Genomic DNA, 24,686 nt, shown 5'->3' on the forward strand with positions numbered 1-24,686 from the left:
AATTGTGTGCAGATAATTATCAAATTATAAGAGTCTTTGTTAATCTAATATATGTAAAGGACGTAAACAACGTTTACCAGAAATTAACAATAAACCGACATAATTAATTATTACTAAAACTAGAACTAGATTCAAAAATAAATGATCGTTAGGTGAGTAGAGTATGAGTTTAAATAATGTTATTGAAATTTTCTTGTTTGTTAATCCTCTAGGAGTTAAAAGTTACGAAGCTGAAGAAGTTATCGAAACATTCTCCAAAGAAAGAGACGAAAAAGTTAAAATACGATTCGTTCCACTATTGAACTTTAAATCAGTTAAAAAGCAATTATTAGACGAAAAGTACAATAGCACTTCTGTAGAGAATCGTAATCGTTTATATACTGATTCTTTTAACGCAAGTCTAGCTTTCGCTGCTGCTTCTATGCAAGGTAAAAAGAAAGCAAGAACATTCCTTATGAACCTTCAAGAAAGCATCTTGAATTCCAATGGATTTCTTACTAAATCAATGATGTTGGATTGCGCAGAATCAGCTAAATTAGACACGGATATGTTCGAAGAAGATTTAGAATCTGATCTTGCAAAAGCAGCTTTCACTAAAGATCAAAAGCTTGCTGAAGAAATGGCTGTTAACGAAACTCCAGCTTGTGTTTTATTTAATGGTTCAGACGCAGAGTGCGGATACCGAATTGAAACAACTATTACTAGCAGCTTATTACATGGAATTTGTTCTGATAGTACGCTTACTACTGAACTTCCAGATTTAAAAAATAAATATAAATTCCAAATGGTATAAAAAGAGGCTGAGACAAAAGTCTCTGATTAATATTGTTTCGCAAAATCAGACAAGTAGAAAAGCCTTCAAATCAAGGGATAGATATCCTAGATTTGACGGCTTTTCTTCTATTTGGCTAGTTTTGTCCCAGCCTCTTTCTTTTTAAAGCTTCAATTCTTCTAATACAGACTCCAGTTCATTCAATCTTTCTTCAAATACTTTCATCGCTTTTTCGATATATTCTTTGTTCGTCATATCCACTCCAGCTTTTTTCATAACTTCAATCGGAAAATCACTGCTCCCTGATTTCAGATATGCCAGATAATGCTCAAGTGCACCTTCTTCTTCAGCTAGAATCTTATCAGCCAATGCTGTAGCAGCGCAGAATCCAGTGGAATATTGATAGACATAATAATTGTAGTAGAAATGTGGAATCCGTGCCCACTCGAACTGAATCTCATGATCTTTTTCCACAGACTCTCCGTAATACTTACTGTTGATTTCTGCATAACTTTCGCTCAAGTAATCTGCTGTTAAAGGTATCCCTTTCGCTGCTTCCTCATGCATAAAATGCTCAAATTCTGCAAATTGTGTTTGACGGAAAACAGTTCCTTTGAAACCATCTAGATAATGATTTAATACATATGCACGTGCTTTAGGATCTGTCGTCGTTTTAAGCAGATGGTCCGTAAGAATGTTTTCATTCGTAGTTGAAGCGATTTCTGCTAAAAAAATTGAGTAATCTCCATATACATAAGGTTGTGTTTCTCTTGTAAAGTAACTATGTGCACTATGACCTAATTCGTGAACCAATGTATATAAGTGATTCAATGAATCATGCCAGTTTAAGAGAATATATGGATTTGTATCATAGTCTCCTGAAGAATAAGCTCCACTTCGTTTTCCTTTATTTTCGACTACATCTATCCAACGATTATCAAAAGCTTGATTTAATACATTACGGTACTCTTCGCCTAAAGGTGCAAGACCTTTAAAGGTTTCTTGTTTTGCTTCCTCATAGCTGTACTTAAGACTAGCTTCACCTGTGATTGGTGTGTAAAGATCGTACATATGAAGTTCGTCCACATTTAACAATTTTTTACGTAAGTCCATATATCTGTGTAATAAAGGTAAATGTTCATTTACGATGTCAATAAGCGTTTCATGAACGGACTCAGGTATATGATTCCCAGATAATGCTCTATGTCTAGCAGAATCAAATTTATGAACACTAGCTTGGTAATTATGGTTTTTAACGTTAGCAGAGAGCGTACTAGCAAATGTATTTTTTAACCCCTCATATACTTCATACATTTTTTTGAAGGCTTCTGCTCTCACCTCTCTGTTTGTACTTTCAAGAAGTTCCCCATACATACCATGTGATAATTGAACTTCTTCTCCTTGTTCACCTTTCACTTTCGGGAACGTCAAATCTGCATTGTTCAATACACTAAATGTCTGGCTTGAAGCAGACAGGATGTCACTAGCTCCAGCCAACAAAGCCTCCATATCAGCAGAAAGTACATGCTCACGATTAGCTGTTAACTGATCAATATAATGCTTGTATTGTTTCAATTCCTGTTCTTCTTCAAAATAGCTATTTAACGTTTCTTCTTTAAGTGTCAATAACTCTGGCTCAAACCAAGACGTTGCTTCCCCAGCTTTAGTTGCTAACAGTCTTGCTCTGTCATTCATAGCCTGATAGGTTCCGTTTGAAGTATCTTGATCATTTTTCAAATGAGCGTATACGTAAACTGATCCAAAGGACTGGAATACATCTAGCATAGATACAAGCGCATCAAGAAATGCCTTTGCACCATTACTTAACGTTCCTTGTAATTGAGAGATTTCCTTCACTTTTTGTTCAGTATCTTTGATCTTATCTTCCCATTCTTCATCTGATTTAAATATAACGGTTAAATCCCATGTCAACTCTTCAGAAACTTCTTCGCGGTTTGGTAAACTGTTCGTCTTTGACATAATTCCCCTCCTAATATATAACTATGAAATAATGATAACATAATTTGAATTCTAAGAGAATACACAAATTATGTTATCTGTTTATTTAAGAAATCAATGCCAGATTTTTTTCATCTTCGTTATTAAATCGTTTAGCGGGCCTTAAAATAACCCATTTCTTTGCTCTTAGTTCACGTAATATTTTCATTTCAACAAGTATCTTCATATAGCTCATAAAAATCTGATAAAAGTAATCTTTTTGTAAAAGCGGCATTTTTGATAGTAAGAGTTTTTCTTGTTTACGCAATTCTTCAATATAACTGAATAGGCGCTTTTCAGTTATAATTTGATGACTTTCATGTTTTTCAACCCAAACTAAAAGTCGATACTTCCATTCAACTGGTTCAGTTAATACAATCCATTGATTATCCAGTGGATAATAGACTTCAATAGGCATACTCATCAGACTTTCTGACTCACTATACAATAAACTGGCGAAATTTCTGATCCCAGGATTTGAATAGGCCATTTGTTTCTGTAGATTTAAATGTGCATGATACAATGAGAAATTTTCTACACGTTTTTCAGAAACTCTTTCAGTAAACGAAAAATCATCTAGAAAGATTTGCACTAAGTTTCGATCTGAGATGGTCGTCTTTTCTGTATTCCAGATTCGATTCGCCTTTTTATCAAAACTATGTATAATCTCTAAACGATTCTTTTCGGCTTTATAATGTAACAAGTAAAGTCCGCATTTTGGATTAAACCGAATGAAAGATCGTTTCAATTGAGTCATCTGAGTGTTTTTAAAAAAACGATCTCCAAGAATCCAATATGGCTGATACCCGTGTTTCAGATAGTTCCTTGTTCTCTCCAGCATTTTCTGAATCGGTAATTGACTACATTGAAATTCTATTGCGATCTTTCGTTGTTCTATGTTTAAAAGGATATCAGGCCTCTGCTTTAAATTTGGTAGATACGCTTCAAGTTCTACGTTCAGTTTGTAATTTTTTAGTATTGTATACAACTGCAGCTTTCCATTAAGATGTTCCATCGTTTCTCCTTCTGAAAAGCTCTCGCAAGCCTCTTTTTTATAATGAGAAAAATGTGGAACTTTGAGTGCACCTTTTTTTAAAAAAACGCTTTGTTTACATGTTGGACAATATAACTTTTTCAGATTACGCGCACCTTCTTCAAAAGCAAAAATTGTTCTGTGCATTTCATTCATCGCTATGAGCATGCTATCATCCTTTCTGCTTCTCTATTAAATACTGATGAAAACAGAAAAAAAGTCATTAAAAAAACCACGAGAATAAACATCTCGTGGTTAAAAAAATTATTTAAAATAGTGTCTGACGAGTTCTAGTGCGTTTGTATCCATGATTTTGTCAGCATATTCATCTAAGACATCTGCTGATATTCGACTTCTCTCACCAAATTCTAGTGCATGAGCAATTTCTTCATCTGTCGTTTTTAACGTCATCTCTTCAATGAAAAACACAATATGCAAGTAATACTGATCTTTGAATTTATAAAGGTTTGACAAGCCACTTTCCAAATAATATTCTTGAGCCATCATAATCATCTGTTCAAAGTTATGAAATACGAATACAGCTTCCATGGTCTTGGTGTCCTGAGCGTTCATGTATTCTTCTACTCCATCTTCTTTTTTATTCTGAGATAGCGATTCATTTAGCATTTTGACCGGATCTATGATTGAGTCGTCCTCAAGATCATCTTCCATATCTTCTCTATATTGTGCACCTTTGCTGATAAACAATTCCAAACCATTATTATTAGGCATGACCTGAAAAGTAACAGCGTCAGATTCTTGAAATTCTTCATCAATATCAACTTCTTCTAAAATACTATAGAAGAAATTTTCAATCTGTTTCTGGTTACCCAATAAATCAAGAAAAGTGATGCCTCTTTCTTCAAGATCCGTATTCTCAATCTTTACACGAATCGTATCTTCGTTAATATGTTCGATTTCCATATTTGTAGCACCTCTTTCCTTCAATCAGTGTCAGGCATTAAGCTTTTTTTGAGTACTGCCTATTAATTATTTCCGACAATACTTTCTATTTATATTATAGAGGTTTTATTAGATAAATTGAAGACCTGTAACCTCTTCACACAGAGTTACTGCGCTCTAGCTATTATACAAAATGAGTGAAACGAATACAAGTCAATGATTTAAAGAAAATAAAAAAGATTCGACCGTACCAGACAGTGTCGAATCTTTGATAAGCTCTAAAATATTTTCAGTATTCTGCTTAACTATTTGAAAGTGCAACTAGACGCTGGGCTTTTTGTAATTCTAAAGCTCTTACTTCTCTAGGGATAAACTGACGAATTTCATCTTCATTGTATCCAATTTGCATACGTTTTTCATCTAAAACGATTGGTCTACGTAGTAAACTTGGTGTTTCTTGAATCAATGTGAAAAGCTCTTGTAAAGAAAGATCGTCAATATCAACGTTTAACTGTTGAAATGCTTTTGAACGCGTTGAAATAATTTCTTCAGTTCCTTCTTCTGTCATACGCATAATAGATTTTATTTCACTAATTGTAATAGGTGTTGAGGCAATGTTTCTTTCTTCATAAGGGATGCCAAATTCTTCTAACCATGCCTTCGCTTTTCTACATGATGCGCAACTTGGTGATGTAAATAATGTGACCATTATGTATTGCTCCCTTCAAATCTCTGTTTTTTTATAGTATATTTGTTTGCTTGTTGACTACATTTATAACTATATATCAATTGTGAACTATTGTAAACCCCTTTCGTCATTTTTTTGTCAAATATCGCTTTTTTTTCGATCGACACATGTAGACATATGCGTTAAAACGTCTTTATCAAAGGGTTTATAGGTCATTTACAATAACCGTACTAAAACGACAATAAATTATAATCATTATAAATAAGAAATTGTTCTGTCACATTGATTCTTTTTCAATATGCTTTAAGTCGTTAAATGGCTTAATGAGCTGAACATTCCTTCTTATGAGTATGAATAGATATGCAAAAATAGTCTTGATGATGTCCTTGTTTGGACATCACCAAGACTATTTTCTACAACCACTTAGTAAAATAAATTAACTAATTCATCAATCTCTACTTTTCCAAAGTATTTATTTATATCTACTTCTTCAAATGCTTCACGAATAGCTTTCTCTTCATAAGTCTTACCGATCAACTTATCCTCTACGTCTGATATTTCCCCTAAGCCAAAGAAATCTCCGAAAATTTTAATATCTTGGATTACCCCTCTGTTCACGTTCAGTTTCACTTCCACCGTTCCAACAGATAGTCTTTCACTACGCTCCAGATCAAATACAGGGGATTTCCCATAATTCCAGTCCCAGTTCGCTGTATAAGTTTCTGCAAATTTATCTATTTTCTCCCAGTCCGATTCAGTTAGTTTATATTCTTTCACTTCGGATACTTCTGAGACATCAAATATATTCAGCAATAACTTTTCTCTAAAGTTTTTTGCATTCATATATTGATACTCATCACTCAAATAAGGCTTAATGTTTGTTACACGGCTTCTAATCGATTTAATTCCTTTCGATTCCAGCTTATGCTTCTTAGGTCTCAAAGCGCCTACTACTGCTTCTATTTCCGAATCAAACATTAGTGTACCGTGAGCCGTTAATCGACCATTCTTAGAATACATCGCGTTTCCTGAGAATTTTTTCTCATCAATGACCAGATCGTTACGACCCTTTAACTCAGCACCTTCTACACCCATTTTATGAAGCGCATCAATGACCGGTGAAGTGAATTTTTTGAAGTCTCTGAAAGAATCTCCATCGTCTTTTGTTATAAAACAAAAGCATAGTACACCTAAATCGTGGTACACAGCACCTCCGCCTGAAAATCTTCTGACGACTGTTACATCATGCTGATTGACATAGTCCGTATTGACTTCTTCAAATGTATTCTGGTTCTTGCCTACTATAATGGCATTATCATTAATGTAAAACAACAGCATAGGTTCATCCAGTTCTATTTCATTTAATAGATAATATTCAATCGCTAAGTTAATTCGCGCGTCTACTATTTCCTGTCCATTTCGTTCATTTTTAACATAATACATGGTTGGTCTCCTTTAAATAATAATCTGCAAATTTTTTTCAGCCAGTAACGTTTTAGTTTTAGGTGCTTCTTCTGCAGCTTCTTTTTGTAATTGCTTTAAGTCTCCTGTTTGTGGAAGGTGACTGAGTACCATTGTCTGAACATTTGCTTTATGGGCAATATATCCGCACTCTCTAGAAGTCATATGAACCAGATGCCTTTCCATTCCTTTGAAAAGATTTGTATCCGTAATGAACAAATCCGCATTCTTTGCAAAAGGAATGAACTCTTCAATATAACCAGAATCGGCTGTATACACAACTGTTTTTCCTGTAACTCTCTCAACGATTCTAAAAGCATAGCAGGGAACTGGGTGTAACGTTTTTAGATGCGTAACATCAAATGGTCCGATTGATGTCTGGCTTTCTTTTGTATAGTCAATTCCTTGGCTCACTTCTTCAAGAGTTGTTTTCTCAAAAGCTTGCTTATCTTCGCTATGCCCATAAATAGACAACAGTGGAGCACGATCACCTTTGTCTGTTTTTTTAAGTTGCCTAGTGAACTGAAGGACACCTAAATCTGCAATATGGTCATGATGATAATGAGAAAGTAAAACGGCATCCAATTCTAGTGGGTCAATGTGATGCTCCAGCGTTAATAGAGATGCACTCCCAGCATCGAGTAATAAATTAAACCCTTCCGATTGTATCAGATAAGCACTCGTTCCTACGTCATTCGTAGGATATCCTCCATAATATCCTAAAACTGTGACTTGCATAATCAGCCTTCCTTTCTATTTTATTCTAGAATACTCCAGATGAAAATAAAAAAACAACTAAATCCACTCTAATGAGTTCAATTCAGTTGTTTTTTAACCTCGAATTAGATTAAAAGACTTTATTACAAACTATTTTGTTTTTTTAAGTGTGTGATAATGTGCTCACTGACTTCGTTGCCCTGCTTTATACAGCTATTGATGCCAAATCCTTTGACGCCATTCCCTGCCAGATAAATCCCGGGATAAGCAGTTTGAATTGAGTCAATTAATTTACTTCCAGCATTTTCCCCATTAAAGGATTGTTTAGGGAAAGAGTTTTTCCATCTTTTAAGAACATGGTAAATTGGCGGTGCATCTATGCCAAGCATTTTCTCTAAGTCTTTAAGTAGCAATTCTTCAATCTGTTTGTTACTTAAAGATAGCATAATTTCTTCATTCCCGTGACCAAAATAAACGCCTAATAACTCTTCATCTTTATTTTTCAAACTTGCCCATTTTTTATTCAACCAAACAACGCTTGAGATATGAGAATCATTTCTTCTAGAACACAGTATGCCATTTCCTTCAGGTTTGATTTTCAAAGAACCTTTTGGAAAACTGAACATTGCAAAACCAATTGAGTTTGTTTTGATCTCTTTGAATGGTTCTTTGAATTCTACATCTGTGAAGATCTCTTTGTAGTTACCAGGGTCTGTTGCGACTACAACCGCCCCAACTCTGACTTGTTCTTTTTTATTTATATCCAGTATATAAGTACCTTCAATACTCTTTTTAATCTCTGTGACTTTCTTTGAAAAAACAACATGTTCCTTGAGTAAATCCATCAACCTATTCGTTAATGTTTCTAAACCTTTCTCAAAAGAAATCTGTTTTCTATTAGAATCTAATATATCAGGATTCGCTTCAAGAGCATTCGTCAGATTGCCGTGTTCCCTCTCTAATTTCAGAATGGTACTATCAATCATGTCTATACCAGTGGACTCCATGTGATTCATGTAGATTTCAGAATAATACGGTTCTGCTACATATTCCGTTAGTTCTGTTCCGATTCTTTCATTCAAATAATCAATCACACTTGTCTGTTCTGTTATTTCTGAAGATGGAAGATAGGTATCTTTTAAATAGGATACTTTTCCTTGAAACGATAGCAAATCATATTTCCAGATTTCAGACCGTTTAGCCGGTATGCCCTTATAAGTAGGACTATCTATATGATACAACTTGTTGAATGCATAAATATCCTGTTTTCCATTCTGGCTGTATCTTATTTGTTCAGTTAAGCCGAGTTCATTAATCAGATCCATTGCTTCACCGGATCCTACATCAATTGATTCAGCTCCTAAATCTACGTAATCTTCCCCCATCTTCATTGTATGGATTTTCCCACCAGAACGGATAGAACTTTCCAATACAAGCAATTCGAAAGGAAGGCTGTATTTTTCTATTGTTTTTTTTAATCTGAACGCTGTCGTGAGCCCTGTTATGCCCGTTCCAATGACTGCTATTCGCTTTTTAGATCTTTTCATTGCCTCATACCTTCCATTTCTATATAAGGGATTGCAACTTATGTATAGGCTCATATAATAAATATTGCCGCTATTCATTATTGAGTTCCTCGTTAGCTGTTTCAAGAGACTATACTCCAATTTGGGCAAACTGGGATTCTTGTCATTTGTTTTATTATATCATGTATTAAAAGATTATATCTTATTTTTATACAATTTCTATATCGAAATCTCTCGTTTAAAACAAATTAGGCTACCCCGACTATTTTTCGTCATATTTGACATATAAATTATCTTGAATTCGTATAAATATGAAGTATAGTCTCTATAAATATTCTACTGTTTTTCCTAATCTATCTATTCATAATCGTCCACTGGTGAGCGAATACTATAAATAGGGTTCATAAAAAGTGTATAAAAAAAACCCGCTTATATAAGCGGGTTTTAACGTATTATTTGTTTAAAGCGTCTTTAGCTTGGTCAGCCAAAGTTGTAAATGCTGCTGCATCACTTACTGCAAGTTCAGCTAACATTTTACGGTTCATGTCGATTTCTGCAAGTTTAAGTCCGTGCATCAATTTAGAGTAGCTTAGGCCGTTAATACGTGCTGCAGCGTTAATACGTGCAATCCATAATCTACGGAAGTTACGTTTGTTTTGTTTACGGTCTCTGTATGCATATTGGTAAGATTTCATTACTTGTTGTTTTGCAACTTTAAACAAGCGATGCTTCGCTCCGTAATACCCTTTAGCTAGCTTTAAAACGCGATTACGGCGCTTGCGGGAGACTACTCCACCTTTAACTCGTGCCATTGTTGATTTCCTCCTTGGTTGCACTCTCGATCAAACGAGTGCTCGTACATTTATTATTTCATTTTAGCAAGTTGTTGTCTGATACGTTTGTAATCACTGTGTGAAACCATTGTAGATTTACGCAAGTGACGTTTTTGTTTTTGAGATTTGTTTGCAAACATGTGGCTACGTTTTGCGTGGCTACGTTTAAGTTTACCAGAACCCGTTCTCTTGAAACGTTTTGCTGAACCTTTATGTGTCTTTTGCTTAGGCATTGTTGATTTCCTCCTACACTTATCTTATTTCTCAGATTTCGGTGCCAGCATCAAGAACATGCTACGACCATCCATTTTAGCTTTCGATTCGACTTGTGAAATGTCAGATGCTGCTTCCGCCATGCGTTCTAATACTACACGTCCTATTTCCTTGTGAGTAATCGCACGTCCACGGAATCGAATAGATACTTTCACTTTATCGCCTTTTTCCAAGAACTTACGTGCGTTACGCAATTTTGTATCAAAATCGTGATCATCGATAGTTGGACTCAAACGAATCTCTTTGACGTTAACGATTTTTTGATTCTTTCTTGCTTCACGTTCTTTCTTTTGCATTTCGTAGCGATGCTTCCCATAATCCATTACACGAGCAACAGGTGGCTTAGCGTTAGGTGACACTAGAACTAAATCTAGATTGGCATCTTCAGCTAAGCGCATTGCTTCATTGCGTTGGACTACCCCGATCTGTTCACCGTCTTTGCCGATCAAACGTACTTCTCTAGCACGAATACGATCATTGACAATCATGTCTTTTGCTATGGTGGTTCACCTCCAAAGTATTTGCGAAAAAAACAGAGACAGAAAAAGAGACGTGACCTTTTTCAAAGCCCCGTCTCTATCTCCGCAATCAGACAAGAAGTACTCATCTGATTTCAAAATAGTCGTAACTATTTTGAGTTATATACGTTCGATATCTGCCCATGGATCTGAATCCAAAAGGCGAGAAGCGGGTGCTTCTGCTTTGTTTTCTCAACTCTTATATAATACCAAATATTTATTCACCTGTCAACACTATTTGAGTATTAAATCATTTATTGGATTCAGCTACAATATTTGAAATGAATTCATCTTTAGAATATGTGATGGTTTCTTTTTCACCATATTTACGAACACTCACTGTCTGGTTCTCTACTTCACTGTCACCGACTACGATTTGATAGGGGATTTTAAGCGTTTGTGCATGACGAATCTTGTATCCCATTTTTTCATTGCGATTATCAATTTCGATTCGTAATCCTTTCGCTTTCAGTTCTTCATTCAACTGATTAGCATAGTCAGCATGGATATCCAAGTTAACTGGAATGATTTTAGCCTGTATTGGTGCTAACCATGTAGGGAAAGCTCCTTTGTATCTTTCAATCAAGTAAGCTACAAATCGTTCCATTGTTGATACAATACCACGGTGGATAACAACTGGTCTATGGTTGTCATTACCATCTTCACCAACGTAAGTCAGGTCGAACCTTTCCGGTAGCAAGAAATCTAATTGAACAGTTGATAATGTTTCTTCGATCCCCATCGCAGTCTTGACTTGTACGTCCAGCTTTGGACCGTAAAAGGCTGCTTCACCAATGGCTTCGAAGTAATCCATCCCCATCTCGTCCAAAGTATCTTTCAACATAGACTGTGCTTTTTCCCACATTTCATCGTCGTCAAAATATTTTTCTGTGTTTTTCGGATCACGATAACTTAGTCGGAAGCGATAGTCTTTAATATCGAAATCTTCGAATACAGCTAGCATCAATTCAACAACTCTGCGGAATTCTTCTTTGATTTGATCTGGTCTTACAAATACGTGAGCATCATTCAAAGTCATTTCACGAACGCGCTGTAGTCCTGATAAAGCGCCACTTTTCTCATAACGGTGCATTTGACCTAATTCCGCGATACGGATTGGTAAATCTCGGTAACTTCTTACGTCATTTTTGAATACCATCATGTGATGCGGGCAGTTCATCGGACGCAATACAAGCATTTCTCCATCACCCATGTCCATTGGTGGAAACATATCTTCATGATAGTGATCCCAGTGTCCAGATGTTTTGTAGAAATCGACATTCGCCATAATCGGAGTATATACGTGCTGGTAACCCATGCTGATTTCTTTGTCTGTGATGTATCTTTCAATCACTCGACGGATCGTAGCTCCCTTAGGTAGCCAAAAAGGAAGGCCTGATCCAACTTCTGGTGACAGCATAAAGATATCCAGTTCTTTACCTAACTTACGGTGATCGCGTTGTTTAGCTTCTTCACGCATCTTGATAAACTCTTTCAAGGCTTTTTTATCGAAGAAAGCCGTACCGTAAACACGTTGCATCATTTTATTATCTGAATTCCCTCTCCAGTAAGCTCCTGCTAGAGAAAGTAATTTAAATACTTGAATACGACCAGTCGAAGGCACGTGTACGCCTCTACATAGATCGACAAATTCACCTTGTTCATAAACAGATATTGTTTCATCTTCTGATAAATTTGTAATAAGTTCTACTTTATAAGGATCTGCTGCAAACAATTCAAGCGCTGCTTCTCTAGAAATTTCTTTTCGTACAAATGGCAGGTTTTCTTTAACAATTGCCATCATTTCTTTTTCAATAGATTCTAAATCTTCTTCTGTGATAGGTGTTTCTGAATCTGTGTCATAGTAAAAGCCTGTTTCAATCGCTGGTCCTACTCCGAATTTAACATCTGGGAATAATCTCTTGATTGCTTGAGCCATTAAGTGGGCAGTAGAATGACGAAGGATTCCTAAAGCATCTTCGTGATCTGGTGTAATGATTTCAAGTTCTCCGTCTTCATAAAGGGGTTGATCAAAATCAACATGCTGGCCATTCCACTTACCGGCTAGGCCTTTTTTCTCCAATGATTTAGCAATACTGCCTGCAATCATTTTTGGTGATGATCCTGATTCCACATTTTTCACGGAACCATCTGGTAATTTAACTGCGATTTCTGACATATAAATTCCTCCTGCTTTTTATTCTCTTTACTTATCGTACAAAAAACGTCCCAATGAATGAGATTGATCTCATTCATTGGGACGTAATGGATTACGTGGTTCCACCCAGTTTTACAGAAAGCTGACTTTCTGTCTTCATTAGCTCTTTAACGCAGAGACGCGTCTGCTCTTACTCAGTTCAAAGCAGCACTCGAAAGGGGTAGATGATAAATTGTTTTAGAAGACTTTCAGCTAGTGTCTTCCTCTCTTTAAAACAAGTTCTTATCAAATTTATCTTTCTCTAAGTTTTATTATTAGAATAATAGTAGAATACCACGCTTGACTTTAGCTTTCAACAGTTTTCTTGTTAAGCATGTCTCCTGTTATCGCCTGTCATTTCTACTTCTTTGGAAAGAAACTTTACTCGTTCCATAATCCGTTTAGCTTTTAACGGCTCATTTTCGCCTCTTTGTGTCACTCTAAGATGCTCTTGTTCCAAGTGGGCCATATCAAAATTAGAAGAGAAGAACGTTGGAAGTTGTTCCTGCATTCTATGCTGCAAAACGACTCCCAGGATATCATCTCTAATCCAGCTCGACATAGAATCTGCCCCAATATCATCAATCATTAATATTTTCGCATTTTTCAAGGCAGAAAGCTTTTCTTCAGTTGTATTTTGACCAATCGAATTCTTCATTTCGACAGCAAATGTTGGGAAATGAACGAGTGTTGATGGATGACCTTGTTTCGATAACTCGTGAGCAATCGCTCCAAGAAGAAACGTTTTCCCGACTCCGAATTTTCCATGAAGGTATAGCCCTTGCTGGAAGGTATCAGGATTCTCAAGAAACTGATCAATAAAATCATAGGCTTCCTCTACCGCTTTATTTCTTCCTGGTGTACTATCAAACTGATCAATATTGAAATGCTTAATGTCTTTTGACATATACATTGAATGGATCCGTTTATTGATAGCTTCTTGTTTCTGACGATTAATCAAATCAGAAGATGGCTCGTAGGTTACATCTACTCTTTTATTGTTGATCGAAAGGCTTGGTTTATACCCCGGCATAAGCTGTCCACTCTGAGCGGCGGCTTTCTTCTTTTCGACAACAAATTCATACAACTTAGACGCACTTTTTTCAATTGCTTCGTTATCGAGTACCGTCCTGTTTTCAGCAATAAACCGTCGAACATCGGGATCTTTAAACACTTCATTTTTCATGATTTCTCTAAATTTCTCGTTCATTTTAGTTGAATTCATCATATTTTCCAACTGGTTACGAATGCTTTCCATTAACTGTCACCACCTTTACTTCTATTTCTGATCCGCTCAAGTCTTTGTCTGAATTCTTCTTGCTTTTTAGCATCGATTTCTTCTCCAACGTTCTCTTCTGTTGCCCAATCTGGTAAAGTTTCTTTCCTAACATACTTTTGAGAATTTGAACGATTTGAACCGGATCTTTGTTTGCTTTGTCTATCGCTTTTTGACTCAGCATATAGTTGTTTTACTTTCTGTAGAGCATCTTCTGGTGAGTTTATATCGTTTTGCGCCCAGTCATTTGCGACTTTCAGTGCAAGACTTTTTTCCAGCACGGGTGCGTTTTTCCCGATCAATACATAATTGATTAGTATATTGATCACACTTGTCGAAAGAGAAGATTGTTCTACAAGTTCTTTAATAACCCATGTTTCATTGCTGGAAACAAATCCACCCTTTTGATTCTTAATAGATTTCAAGTATTCAATTGGTTTTACTTCCTGAGCATGCAGGATGATTTCGATTTCCTGATTGTTAAATCCTTTTTGTTTCAATTGTGTTTTTCGCCCACTTTTAACAGATTGTTCTTCTTGGATTGAGCCTGTTACTTTATCTTGTATCTGAACTTGTCTAGCTTGTTTTTTATGGAAATCTCTTTGAACAATTTGTGGTAGTTTTTCCTGGTCGATATTTGAAGTCTCTATATCTGTAGACTCAAGAACATATTTTTGCATATCCAGTTCGTTGACGCCATAAATTTCATAGATAGAGATAATTAATTCTCTGATTTCTTTTGTAAGTGATTTTTTATTGATAAAATGATGATTTAATCCTTCTACAAAGAACGTCCAATCGAAGTCACTTTGTTCACTCATCATTTGAACCGGTGAATGCATCGAAGATGAAAACTCATTGTCATCAAATTCGACTACTGACAATTGATTATGTTTTTGAATGTCAAAATAGTAGACATCTAAGAAAGACTTTGTAATTTCCTCGTAATCTTCTGCTTTAGGCTTTTCACTAAAAAACTGCTGTCTAATTTCGTTGAACATTCTTTCTCCAATTTTTTCAAACAAGATCAGACTCATCAGATGATCATTAAAAAACCGTTCGGCAGAAAGTGGCGGTTTAATTTCAAAAAGAAACTGATCTGAGTCTTTTTTACTTTTATAAACGCTCAACAACCCCAAACCTTCAAGTCGAATGCGTGCCTGATATAATTCTGGTATTCCAATATCAAGAAGCGTCATCAGCTCAGATAAAGGTTTAGCCTCTGTCCAACCACTGCCGCTTCTGATTGATTCTTTTAAATTCATATACAATGTGAATGCCGCATTTCCAATAAGGGGTTGGTAGATTGTTGTCAAAATACGTACATCTTGATCAGAGAGAGGTACAACTTGACGTAATGTGAAAAAATCTTTTGGGTTGACTTGTTGCCAGGGATAATTCATTGTGCACTCTCTCCTTTCATTTTATCTATCTTGAACATTATTTGTCATTCTTTCTTTTCTTCGCTAGTTCTTGCATTTCTTTCATAAATACCTCTATGTCTTTGAATTGTCTGTATACACTCGCAAACCGTATATAAGCTACATCATCTACTTCAGCAAGTTCTTGCATAATGTACTCACCGATCTTAGTAGATTCAATTTCGCTATCTCCACGGTCTCTGATCTTATACTCTACTCGAGTGACAATTTTTTCTTGTTCTTCAGCTGTAACGGGTCTTTTTTCAAACGCTCGTCTCAGACCTCTTAAAAGTTTTTCTCGACTGAATTCTTCACGAGTTTTATCTTTTTTCACAACGAGTATTGGTGATTGCTCTAATCGCTCAAAGGTTGTAAATCTGAATCCACAACTTTCGCATTCTCTTCGTCTACGAGTGGCTTTATTTTCATCAGCTGGTCTACTATCGACTACTCTACTTCCATTATGCTGACAGCGAGGACATTGCATAGGAATCAGTCCTTTTCTTATAATCTAACGGTACCTTCAGTTATATTCAGTATACCATAGCTTTAAGTACTGTAATACCCTTTACTTATAAGCCATTCTTCGACTTGATTCACTGTATTTTCTAGTGTTCCATTGTTATAGATAACATAATCTGCTTGGGCTACTTTTTCTAATAAATCCATCTGAGACTCCATTCTTTGAATCGCCTCTGCTTGACTAAGTTCGTTTCGCTTCATCAAACGTGCCAGTTGCGTCTCTTTATCTACTGCAACAACCATAATCTCATCAACATCTTTTTTGTAACCTGATTCAAATAATAATGGAATATCTAGTACAATCAGATCATGTCCAGAAGTAATTAATCGATCTTTCTCTGAAAGAATCCATTCTCTAATATAATAAGACAGACAGTCATTTAACTGTTTTCTCTTTAAAGGGTCACTAAAAATGAGTTCTCCTAGTTTTTTCCGATTCAATTCTCCATTTTCCAGTAGAATTTCTTCACCAAATAGGTTCTGTACTTTTTTTAAAGCTTCAGTTCCTGGTTCAATAATAATTCTAGCCCCGACGTCTGCATCCACCACAGGAACATCATGTTTTAAGAATAAACGACTGACAGTCGACTTGCCAGATGCAATACCTCCTGTCAAACCTAATACATAAGTCATAATCAGCCTCCTTTTCTACTCTTTTCTCTTATTAACGAACCAACTGAATATCTGACTGGCAATTTGGACAGTAATGCGTTCCTCTTTGCGCTACTTTCGTTTTTTCAATAGTTGTTTCGCAACGTGGGCAAGGTTGCCCGTTTTTTCCATATACGTTCAAGAATGATTGATAAGACCCTGTTTCTCCAAAAGCGTTCTGGTAGGTTCGTATGGTTGTCCCACCTGCTTTTACTGCCTTACCCATAACGAGTAAAATAGCTTCGTATAGAGTAACAATTTCTCTTTCAGTTAACGTGTTCGCCATACGTGCTGGGTGAATTTTTGCTTCAAATAAAATCTCATCTGCATAAATATTCCCAATACCGGCAATGACCGTTTGATCTAAAAGTGTTGCTTTGATCGTTTTTTTCCTTTTAAGCAATTGAATTTTAAATGTTTCTAACACCAAAGTTTCTCTTACTGGTTCTGGCCCTAGTTTGGCAATCGATGCGTGAGCAAGCTCAGTGTCTCTTGGAATCAGTGATATTCTACCGAATTTCCTAACATCAAGATATCTGAGCTCCCGTCCATCTTCTAGTTCAAAAATCACATGGGTGTGCTTTGAAATGGGGACATCCGTTGATTCTATTCGGTATTTCCCTTCCATTCTCAAATGCGAGATCATTACGTAATCTGTTAAGAAAAATAATAAAAATTTTCCTCTTCTTCCTATTGATTCAATGCGTTGGTTTTTAATTTTTTCTTTAAATAGGCGAATGTCACTCGGTTCCGCAATAATTCTATCCCATAAAACGGTCACTTGTTTGATTTTTAATCCTTTGATCAGCTTTTCGAGTCCTGTCCGGACACTTTCTACTTCTGGTAATTCAGGCACACGGTTCTTCCTTTCATTCTCCTATAAAAACAGTTAAAGAAGCGAGAGTAAACTCGCTTCTTAGCTGATTAGTTATATTATTTGGCTTCGTACCAACTCTTACCCCAGCTACTTTCAACTTTGAGCGGTACAGATAGTTCTACTGCATTTTCCATAACTTCTTTGACTAGTTCTTCTAGAACCGGTATCTCTTCTTCAGGTGCTTCGAAGATGACCTCATCGTGAACTTGTAAAAGCAACGTAGCTTCAAGTCCTTTTTCTTTCACTTTTTCCGCCATATTAATCATAGCTACTTTCAAGATATCTGCAGCACTACCTTGGATTGGCGTATTCATAGCTGTTCTTTCAGCAAATGATCTTAAATTGAAGTTTCGAGAATTGATATCCGGTAAATATCTTCTTCTATGGAACAAGGTTTCAACGAACCCTTTGTCTTTTGCTTCGCGAATAACATCATCGATAAAGGTTTTAACACCAGGGAATCGACTAAAGTACGTATCAATGTATTCTTGAGCTTCTTTTCGAGTGATATTCAAACTTTGAGAAAGACCATAATCACTGATTCCGTAGACAATTCCAAAGTTAACGGCTTTAGCATCCCTTCTCATATTTACAGTTACCTCGCTTGGATCTTTAAGATCAAATACTCGCATCGCTGTACTCGTATGAATATCTTGTTCTTCGATAAAGGCTTGTTTCAGATGTTCGTCGTCAGAAATATGTGCGAGTACTCTTAATTCGATTTGAGAATAATCGGATGCAAAGATTTTCCAGCCTTCTTTTCTGGGTATGAAAGCTTGTCTGATTTTTCGCCCTTCTTCTAGTCTAACGGGTATATTCTGAAGGTTAGGATCCACTGAGCTCAAGCGTCCTGTCCTCGCAACTGTCTGAAGATAACGTGTATGGATTTTCCCTGTTTCTGGTTGAATCACTCTGAGCAAACCTTCAATATAAGTAGACTGAATTTTTGCGATTTGTCTATATTGTAAAATGAATTCTACAATAGGTGCTTGATCTTGAAGCTTTTCAAGTACATCTTGAGCTGTAGAATAGCCAGTTTTTGTTTTCTTGATAACAGGATAACCCATTTTATCGAACAAAATAACACCAAGTTGTTTCGGAGAATTAATATTGAATTCTTCTCCAGCTTCTTTGTAAATTCTTTGTTCAATCGTGTGTAAGGTTTCAGCGAATTCAGCTTTCATTTTTTCTAGTCTTTGAGCGTCTACGGTAATTCCTCGGATTTCCATTTCAGCTAGCACGATTGCTAGAGGGATTTCCATCTCCTTGAGTAGATTTTCCTGTTCATTTTTGGCCAGTTCTTCATTCATCTGGTGAGATAATTTGAAGATAGCATTAATTTTATGTGCGATATGGTCTCTCATCAATACAAGATTTTCCGGAACTTTCTTTTTCTTTCCTTTTCCATAAACCACTTCGTCTGGAGACAGTCCATTATAATGGTGCTTGCTCGCTACATCCGCTACGTCCCCACTACTACTGTCTTCCGCTGTCAATAAATAAGAAGCCAGTAAAATATCAAACTCGGTTCCTTTAAGGTTAATGTCTTTTCTATTTAAAGCCACGTAAGTTCTTTTGGTATCATAAAGCGTTTTAGGAACATCTTCTGATTCAATCCATTTTTTAAATTCTGGAGATTTAAAAGCGACCTCAGGTTCCACAACATATATCTTTTGATCATTACCCCAACCTACTGAGACAATTTCCGATTGATGGTAATTATCTTCAAGCATTTCGATATACAATGCCATATCTGGTTTGAACATATCTGATGTGATGGATTGGGCGTATTCGTAGTCAATATCTTCTACATCTTCTGCTAATTGTTCCATATACTCAGCGGTATCCAATTTGTTCAAGTGGGATTGAAAATCCATTTCTTTGTAAAAAGAAATGAGTTTCTCCATGTTCATTCCACTGTACTTTAATTCTTCTACAGAAATTTCAATAGGTGCTTGGATATCAATTGTTGCTAACTTTTTACTTAATAGTGCTGTTTCTTTTTCATTGATCAGATTTTCTTTTCGTTTGGACTTCTTCATCTCTTCAATATTTTCATACAAGCCTTCAACTGTGCTGTATTCTTTTAAGAGTTTTAAAGCTGTCTTTTCTCCAATGTTTGAAACTCCTGGAATATTATCAGATGCATCTCCTGCGAGACCTTTCATGTCGATAATCTGATTCGGCGAAATACCCATTTCTTCCATGATCGAATCTGCAGTATATTCTTTAATATCACTAACGCCTTTTTTAGTAATATCGATTCTAACTTTATCTGAAGCTAGTTGAGTCAAATCTCGGTCCCCAGTTAAAATAACGACTTCAAAACCGTCTGCTTCTGCTTGAGTAGAAAGCGTTCCAATAATATCATCGGCTTCGAAATTGACTAGTTGATAAGACTGTAGCCCAAATCCTGATAACAAATCCTGGATAAAGGGAATTTGTTCAGCAAATTCAGCAGGCATTTTTGAACGTCCGCCTTTATACTCTTCAAAAAATTCATGACGGAAAGTCGTTTTACCTGCATCAAACGCTACAAGAGCGTGTGTAGGTTGTTCTTTATTCACAACGACTTCAAGCATATTGTGAATACCGTAAAGGGCATTCGTGTGTAATCCATTTCTATTTTTCATTCGTTCTAATTGACTGTGTAACCCGTAGAACGCACGAAAAGCTATACTATATCCATCAATCAAAAGTAATTTTTTCTGTTCAGGCATTCGTCTCGACTCCTCTATTTTCTCAGTTCATTTAAGACTCTTGTTAATGTATTTTAACAAAAATGGCGCCTACAAAAAAGAGAACGTACCTAAACTCTTATGTTTCCTATCATGACTCTTTATACGAATGTCTCAAAACAAAAAGACTACCTCAAAAGAGATAGCCTTTTTACTATTAAAATCATTAAGACTTTAACTTAATACTGCGCTTTAGATTGGCTCAGTAAGGTTTCAAAAGCATGTTCAAACTTCTCTACATCGCCTGCACCCATGAACACAAATACAGAACCTCTGTGTTTAAGTAGCGGAGACATATCCTCTTCACCAACGACTGCTAAGCCTTTTTCTGTTTTGTTGAGCAAATCTTGAATAGTAATCTCGCCTGATTGCTCACGAGCAGAAGTGAAAATCTCACATAAATAAACATAATCAGCTAGATCCAGTGACTTTCCGAAATCACTTAACAAAGCAACGGTTCTTGTAAATGTATGCGGCTGAAAAACAGCGACAATTTCTTTATCTGGATATTTTTGGCGTGCTGCATCCAATGTAGCTTTTATCTCAGCTGGATGATGTGCATAGTCGTCAATAATAATTGTGTCCATTACTTGTTTTTCAGTAAATCTTCTTTTAACACCAGAAAACGTTTTGAGTCTTTCAGAAACTTTTTCCTGATCGACTCCTTCGTAGTGACAGAAAGCAATAACGCCTAGAGCATTTTGGATATTGTGATTCCCATAAGAAGGAATCGAGAATTGACCATAAAAGTCTCCCCTTACATAAACATCAAAAGAAGATCCTTCAGTCGTTCTAACAATATTCTTAGCTTGGAAGTCATTGTGATCCTGAAATCCGTAAAAGACTACAGGAACAGATGCTTGTAAATTTTGCAGGCGCTCATCATCCCCACAAGCAAAGACAGCTTTTTTAATTTGAGATGCAAAGCTCGTAAAAGCATTCTCTACATCTTCTACACTCGTATAATAATCTGGATGATCATAATCGATATTTGTAATCAATGCATAGTCTGTCTTGTATGCTAGGAAGTGTCTACGGTACTCGCATGCTTCGAGAACAAAGTATTCTGCATCTTCTACTCCGCTACCTGTACCATCACCGATAAGATAACTTGTTTTCTCGATACCACTTAATACATGTGCCAGAAGTCCTGTTGTACTCGTTTTCCCATGTGAACCTGTTATTGCAACACTCGTGAACTGATTGCTGAACTCACCAAGGAAATCATGATATCGTTCCACTTTCAGGCCCATCGCTTTTGCTTTCACAATTTCTTCATGCGTATCAGGGAAAGCATTCCCTGCAATTACAACCATATTTTCTTTTATATTATTCTCATCAAAAACATAAATAGGAATTTGCGCGATTTCTAAATTTTCTTGTGTAAAAAAGTATTTATTCACATCTGATCCTTGAACTGTGTATCCTTTGTCATGAAGAATCAACGCTAATGCACTCATACCTGATCCTTTTATTCCGACAAAATGATAAATCATCGTTTGATCCATTGAAAAGTCCTCCAAATTTCTGCTATATAATTGATTATATAGTCTTTGCCTTAATACAAATAAAGATAAGACATAACGATTTTATACTATAATGCAAATCGCCGAAAAAATCTAGTATCAAATATTTTAATCAAATGAGACTTCATTCATTTTTGTCTGAAAAAAATCCTGGTATCTCTCTTTTTGACTTGTTGGCGCCTAACTGTTCTTCTTGAATGATATTCATTAAAGACCGGTGTAATCTCATTCTTTTCTTGGCGTCTTGCTTGGTTTCTTTTTTTGACGATTCTATTTGATCTTGATTAACTTTATTAGTCGATTCCGTTGATTCTTGAATAGTAATCTGAGATTGATGTTGCTTCTCTTTGAAGTTCCAATCAGCAATCGGTGCAGCCGTCTCGAATTCCTCAAAAAGCAAAAATTCATTTGAAGCCTTCTTTAAGGTTTCTTTTAATCGCTCATAATTCCAATGGTCCTGTTCTTTTTTGACCGGCTTTTTGAATCCATATATTGGCGAAGGCACTTTACTCACTTCAAAAGGCGGTTCGATATAATGCTTTGAACGATTAGGTAAACCAGTTGTTCTCTTTTCTTCAAGATATTGCTGGAATCCCTTTTCAACTTCGCCTCTACTTTGAATCTGATTCGGAAGCGAGTGTGTATGTTCTTCACTGAACAGATTTTCTTTTGATTCCAGTTCTCTCGGCTGCTTTTGTTCAAGGTTTGCTTTTAATCGCTTAGTCGATTTGAGCGTTGATTGATGTTTGACATGTTTGAAGAAACTTGGTCCATCATATTCTACCACTACACTTCCTCCTCTCTATTTGGTACTAATTGCCTGAACTAGAATAGACTATTTAGTTAGCTCAAATGTACGTCCTATTTCTTCCGTATCTTCCAGTACTAAAATACCTTTACTTGTTTGCTCTAAGCCTAATTCTTTTGCTGAACAAATCATACCACTACTTTTAGTTCCTCTTAGTTCACCAGGCCATATCACTAGTCCGTCCGGCATAACAGCACCCGGTTTTGCTACGACAACTTTCTGACCTTGTTCGATATTTGATGCTCCACATACGATTTGAACAATTTCTCCATTATCGATTTCAGTTTGTGTGATATTTAAGTGATCAGAGTCTTCCATAGGTACACACTCTTTCACATAGCCCACTACAAGTTTTGGTGAAGTATCTGCAACTAGTTCATCTTCCCAACCGTTTTGTTTGATTTGTTTGTTAAGGACAGATACTTGCTCACTTGATAAGGTTACTGGTCCGTTCGTGTCTATACTAAATAATTCTGATAGTTCAAAGAAATTAAATCCAACCGTTTCGCCTTGATCCATCGAGACGATTTTCGTGATATTTCCTTTACGTTCAGCTCTTTGATTATCTATAGTACATTTTGACAATTGAACCATCAAAATATCATTTAAACCTTTATTATTATAACTCGTAATTAACATATTTTACTCCTCTTTAACTCTCTTTTTATATTACTTTTTATATTAGCGTACTTTTAATGTATCTAAAGTTGACTGGTCCAGCGTACGCATAATCTGAATAACCATTTCTTTTGCTGCTTCAAAGTCAGTGATATTGAATAAAGTCTGATGGGTATGAATATATCTTGCACAAACGCCAATAACCGCACTCGGTATTCCCTGATTCATCTGATGAGCAGCTCCAGCATCAGTACCGCCTTTAGAGATAAAGTACTGATATGGAATATTATTCGTTTCAGCTGTGTCGAGTAAGAAATCACGCATCTCCTTCGAAAGAATCATACCAGGATCTTGAATTCTCATCAAAAATCCTTCTCCTAGTTTTCCAAAAGCATCCGGACCACCAGTAATATCATTTGCAGGAGAACAATCTACTGCAATAAAGACATCTGGATCAAATTTTGTCACAGCACCTTTTGTCCCTCTTAAACCAACTTCTTCTTGAACATTCGCTCCAGCAATCAGTGTATTTGGTAATGATTCGTTTTCCACTGCTTTTAAAGCGTCTAATACGACTGCAACGCCGTAACGGTTATCCCATGCTTTTCCGAGAATTGTTTTTCCATTCGCCATTTGGATGGTTTCAACTTGAGGCACCACAGCGTCCCCAGGTCTAACACCATAGGCAAGCGCTTCTTCTTTTGAATCAAATCCTGCATCAAAAAGAATATCTTCAACACTAACAGCTCCTGAGCTTTTGCCTTTAAGCAAATGCGGTGGAACGGAAGAAGATACTACTGGATAGTCTCCTTTACTTGTCTGCAGCGTGAATCTTTGCGCAGAAACCACATAAGGATTCCAGCCTCCTAAAGGAACAACTTTAAATAAGCCTTTTTCAGTAATAGAAGCAATCATAAACCCAACTTCATCCATATGAGCAGCTACCATTAATTTTGGAGCCTTTTCCTGAGCAGACTCTTTGATTCCAAATATGCCTCCAAGACCATCTACTTCTACTTTATCAACTAGTGGGGTCATTTCTTCTCTCATATATTGTCTAACAGAATGTTCAAATCCACTTGTTCCTTGTAATTCCGTAACTTTCTTTATCCGTTCAAATGTTTGTTTATCCATATTAATATGTCGGTTCCTTACCCGACGCCTCCTGATCCGTTAATTTTTTCCTATATCGAACTTATCATAACTATAATCCTATTAGGTACTGAATATAACTCCAAACTTCTTACTTCAGTAAACTGTCTTTCTGGATGTGCAATCTTTTCAATTATACACAAAATCCCTCATCTTTTTAAGTCTCTTTCCTATATAT

Annotated in this window: 22 protein-coding genes and 2 other annotated features; of the genes, 1 reads left to right on the plus strand and 21 read right to left on the minus strand. The window is 36.2% G+C overall.

Annotated elements, in window-relative coordinates:
* Positions 1-163: 163 nt before the first annotated feature.
* Positions 164-793 (plus strand): DsbA family protein, encoded by a 630-nt coding sequence (locus LG377_RS09205; protein WP_225744364.1) that lies wholly within the window; start codon positions 164-166, stop codon positions 791-793.
* Positions 794-934: 141 nt separating this feature from the next.
* Here the strand turns inward: LG377_RS09205 and pepF are convergent, their stop codons facing one another.
* The 21 genes from pepF to pepA all read right to left on the minus strand — a co-directional run bounded on the left by pepF (position 935) and on the right by pepA (position 24,490).
* A complete protein-coding gene (gene pepF / locus LG377_RS09210) occupies positions 935-2,752 on the minus strand; it encodes an oligoendopeptidase F (protein WP_225744365.1) in 1,818 nt (605 codons plus the stop codon).
* 85 nt (positions 2,753-2,837) lie between these two features.
* Positions 2,838-3,971: a competence protein CoiA gene (locus LG377_RS09215; protein ID WP_225744366.1), complete on the minus strand. Its 1,134-nt coding sequence runs from the start codon at positions 3,969-3,971 to the stop codon at positions 2,838-2,840.
* Between the two features lie 96 nt (positions 3,972-4,067).
* A complete protein-coding gene (locus tag LG377_RS09220; RefSeq protein WP_225744367.1) occupies positions 4,068-4,727 on the minus strand; it encodes an adaptor protein MecA in 660 nt (219 codons plus the stop codon).
* Between the two features lie 280 nt (positions 4,728-5,007).
* Positions 5,008-5,415, minus strand: a complete 408-nt coding sequence (spxA, locus tag LG377_RS09225) for a transcriptional regulator SpxA (protein WP_225744368.1) — start codon at positions 5,413-5,415, stop codon at positions 5,008-5,010.
* 402 nt (positions 5,416-5,817) lie between these two features.
* Complete coding sequence (locus tag LG377_RS09230; protein ID WP_225744369.1) at positions 5,818-6,837, minus strand: lipoate--protein ligase; 1,020 nt, start codon at positions 6,835-6,837, stop codon at positions 5,818-5,820.
* A 12-nt stretch (positions 6,838-6,849) separates the two neighbouring features.
* Entirely contained in the window at positions 6,850-7,593 is a 744-nt protein-coding gene (locus LG377_RS09235; RefSeq protein WP_225744370.1) for an MBL fold metallo-hydrolase, read from the minus strand.
* A gap of 122 nt (positions 7,594-7,715) precedes the next feature.
* Positions 7,716-9,119 (minus strand): protoporphyrinogen oxidase, encoded by a 1,404-nt coding sequence (gene hemG / locus LG377_RS09240; protein WP_225744371.1) that lies wholly within the window; start codon positions 9,117-9,119, stop codon positions 7,716-7,718.
* Positions 9,120-9,550: 431 nt separating this feature from the next.
* Positions 9,551-9,910 (minus strand): 50S ribosomal protein L20, encoded by a 360-nt coding sequence (gene rplT / locus LG377_RS09245; protein WP_225744372.1) that lies wholly within the window; start codon positions 9,908-9,910, stop codon positions 9,551-9,553.
* A 53-nt stretch (positions 9,911-9,963) separates the two neighbouring features.
* Positions 9,964-10,164 carry a 50S ribosomal protein L35 gene (gene rpmI, locus LG377_RS09250; RefSeq protein WP_225744373.1) on the minus strand — a complete coding sequence of 67 codons (201 nt, stop codon included), beginning with the start codon at positions 10,162-10,164 and terminating at the stop codon, positions 9,964-9,966.
* 24 nt (positions 10,165-10,188) lie between these two features.
* A complete protein-coding gene (gene infC / locus LG377_RS09255; RefSeq protein WP_225744374.1) occupies positions 10,189-10,692 on the minus strand; it encodes a translation initiation factor IF-3 in 504 nt (167 codons plus the stop codon).
* Between the two features lie 99 nt (positions 10,693-10,791).
* Positions 10,792-10,913, minus strand: a sequence feature (ribosomal protein L20 leader region).
* A gap of 59 nt (positions 10,914-10,972) precedes the next feature.
* Positions 10,973-12,901, minus strand: a complete 1,929-nt coding sequence (gene thrS, locus LG377_RS09260; protein ID WP_225744375.1) for a threonine--tRNA ligase — start codon at positions 12,899-12,901, stop codon at positions 10,973-10,975.
* A gap of 74 nt (positions 12,902-12,975) precedes the next feature.
* Positions 12,976-13,193 (minus strand) — a binding site (T-box leader).
* Between the two features lie 54 nt (positions 13,194-13,247).
* The gene (dnaI, locus tag LG377_RS09265; RefSeq protein WP_225744376.1) at positions 13,248-14,177 is read right to left on the minus strand and encodes a primosomal protein DnaI; all 930 of its coding nucleotides are present in this window, start codon (positions 14,175-14,177) and stop codon (positions 13,248-13,250) included.
* Positions 14,177-15,598 (minus strand): replication initiation and membrane attachment family protein, encoded by a 1,422-nt coding sequence (locus LG377_RS09270; RefSeq protein ID WP_225744377.1) that lies wholly within the window; start codon positions 15,596-15,598, stop codon positions 14,177-14,179. The genes dnaI and LG377_RS09270 overlap by 1 nt, the downstream gene beginning before the upstream one ends.
* 37 nt (positions 15,599-15,635) lie before the next feature.
* Positions 15,636-16,103, minus strand: a complete 468-nt coding sequence (gene nrdR / locus LG377_RS09275) for a transcriptional regulator NrdR (RefSeq protein WP_225744378.1) — start codon at positions 16,101-16,103, stop codon at positions 15,636-15,638.
* Between the two features lie 62 nt (positions 16,104-16,165).
* Complete coding sequence (gene coaE / locus LG377_RS09280; protein ID WP_225744379.1) at positions 16,166-16,771, minus strand: dephospho-CoA kinase; 606 nt, start codon at positions 16,769-16,771, stop codon at positions 16,166-16,168.
* Between the two features lie 31 nt (positions 16,772-16,802).
* Positions 16,803-17,645 (minus strand): DNA-formamidopyrimidine glycosylase, encoded by an 843-nt coding sequence (gene mutM / locus LG377_RS09285; protein WP_225744380.1) that lies wholly within the window; start codon positions 17,643-17,645, stop codon positions 16,803-16,805.
* A gap of 77 nt (positions 17,646-17,722) precedes the next feature.
* Positions 17,723-20,386 carry a DNA polymerase I gene (gene polA, locus LG377_RS09290; protein ID WP_225744381.1) on the minus strand — a complete coding sequence of 888 codons (2,664 nt, stop codon included), beginning with the start codon at positions 20,384-20,386 and terminating at the stop codon, positions 17,723-17,725.
* A gap of 197 nt (positions 20,387-20,583) precedes the next feature.
* Positions 20,584-21,912, minus strand: a complete 1,329-nt coding sequence (gene murC, locus LG377_RS09295; RefSeq protein WP_225744382.1) for a UDP-N-acetylmuramate--L-alanine ligase — start codon at positions 21,910-21,912, stop codon at positions 20,584-20,586.
* A gap of 142 nt (positions 21,913-22,054) precedes the next feature.
* Positions 22,055-22,717: a hypothetical protein gene (locus tag LG377_RS09300; RefSeq protein WP_225744383.1), complete on the minus strand. Its 663-nt coding sequence runs from the start codon at positions 22,715-22,717 to the stop codon at positions 22,055-22,057.
* A 48-nt stretch (positions 22,718-22,765) separates the two neighbouring features.
* Positions 22,766-23,377, minus strand: coding sequence for a YtpR family tRNA-binding protein (gene ytpR, locus LG377_RS09305; protein WP_225744384.1), 612 nt, complete (start codon positions 23,375-23,377; stop codon positions 22,766-22,768).
* Between the two features lie 42 nt (positions 23,378-23,419).
* Positions 23,420-24,490, minus strand: coding sequence for a glutamyl aminopeptidase (gene pepA, locus LG377_RS09310; RefSeq protein ID WP_225744385.1), 1,071 nt, complete (start codon positions 24,488-24,490; stop codon positions 23,420-23,422).
* Between the last annotated feature and the right edge of the window lie 196 nt (positions 24,491-24,686).

Source organism: Marinilactibacillus sp. Marseille-P9653 (assembly GCF_916618885.1).
Taxonomy (GTDB): Bacteria; Bacillota; Bacilli; order Lactobacillales; family Carnobacteriaceae_A; genus Marinilactibacillus.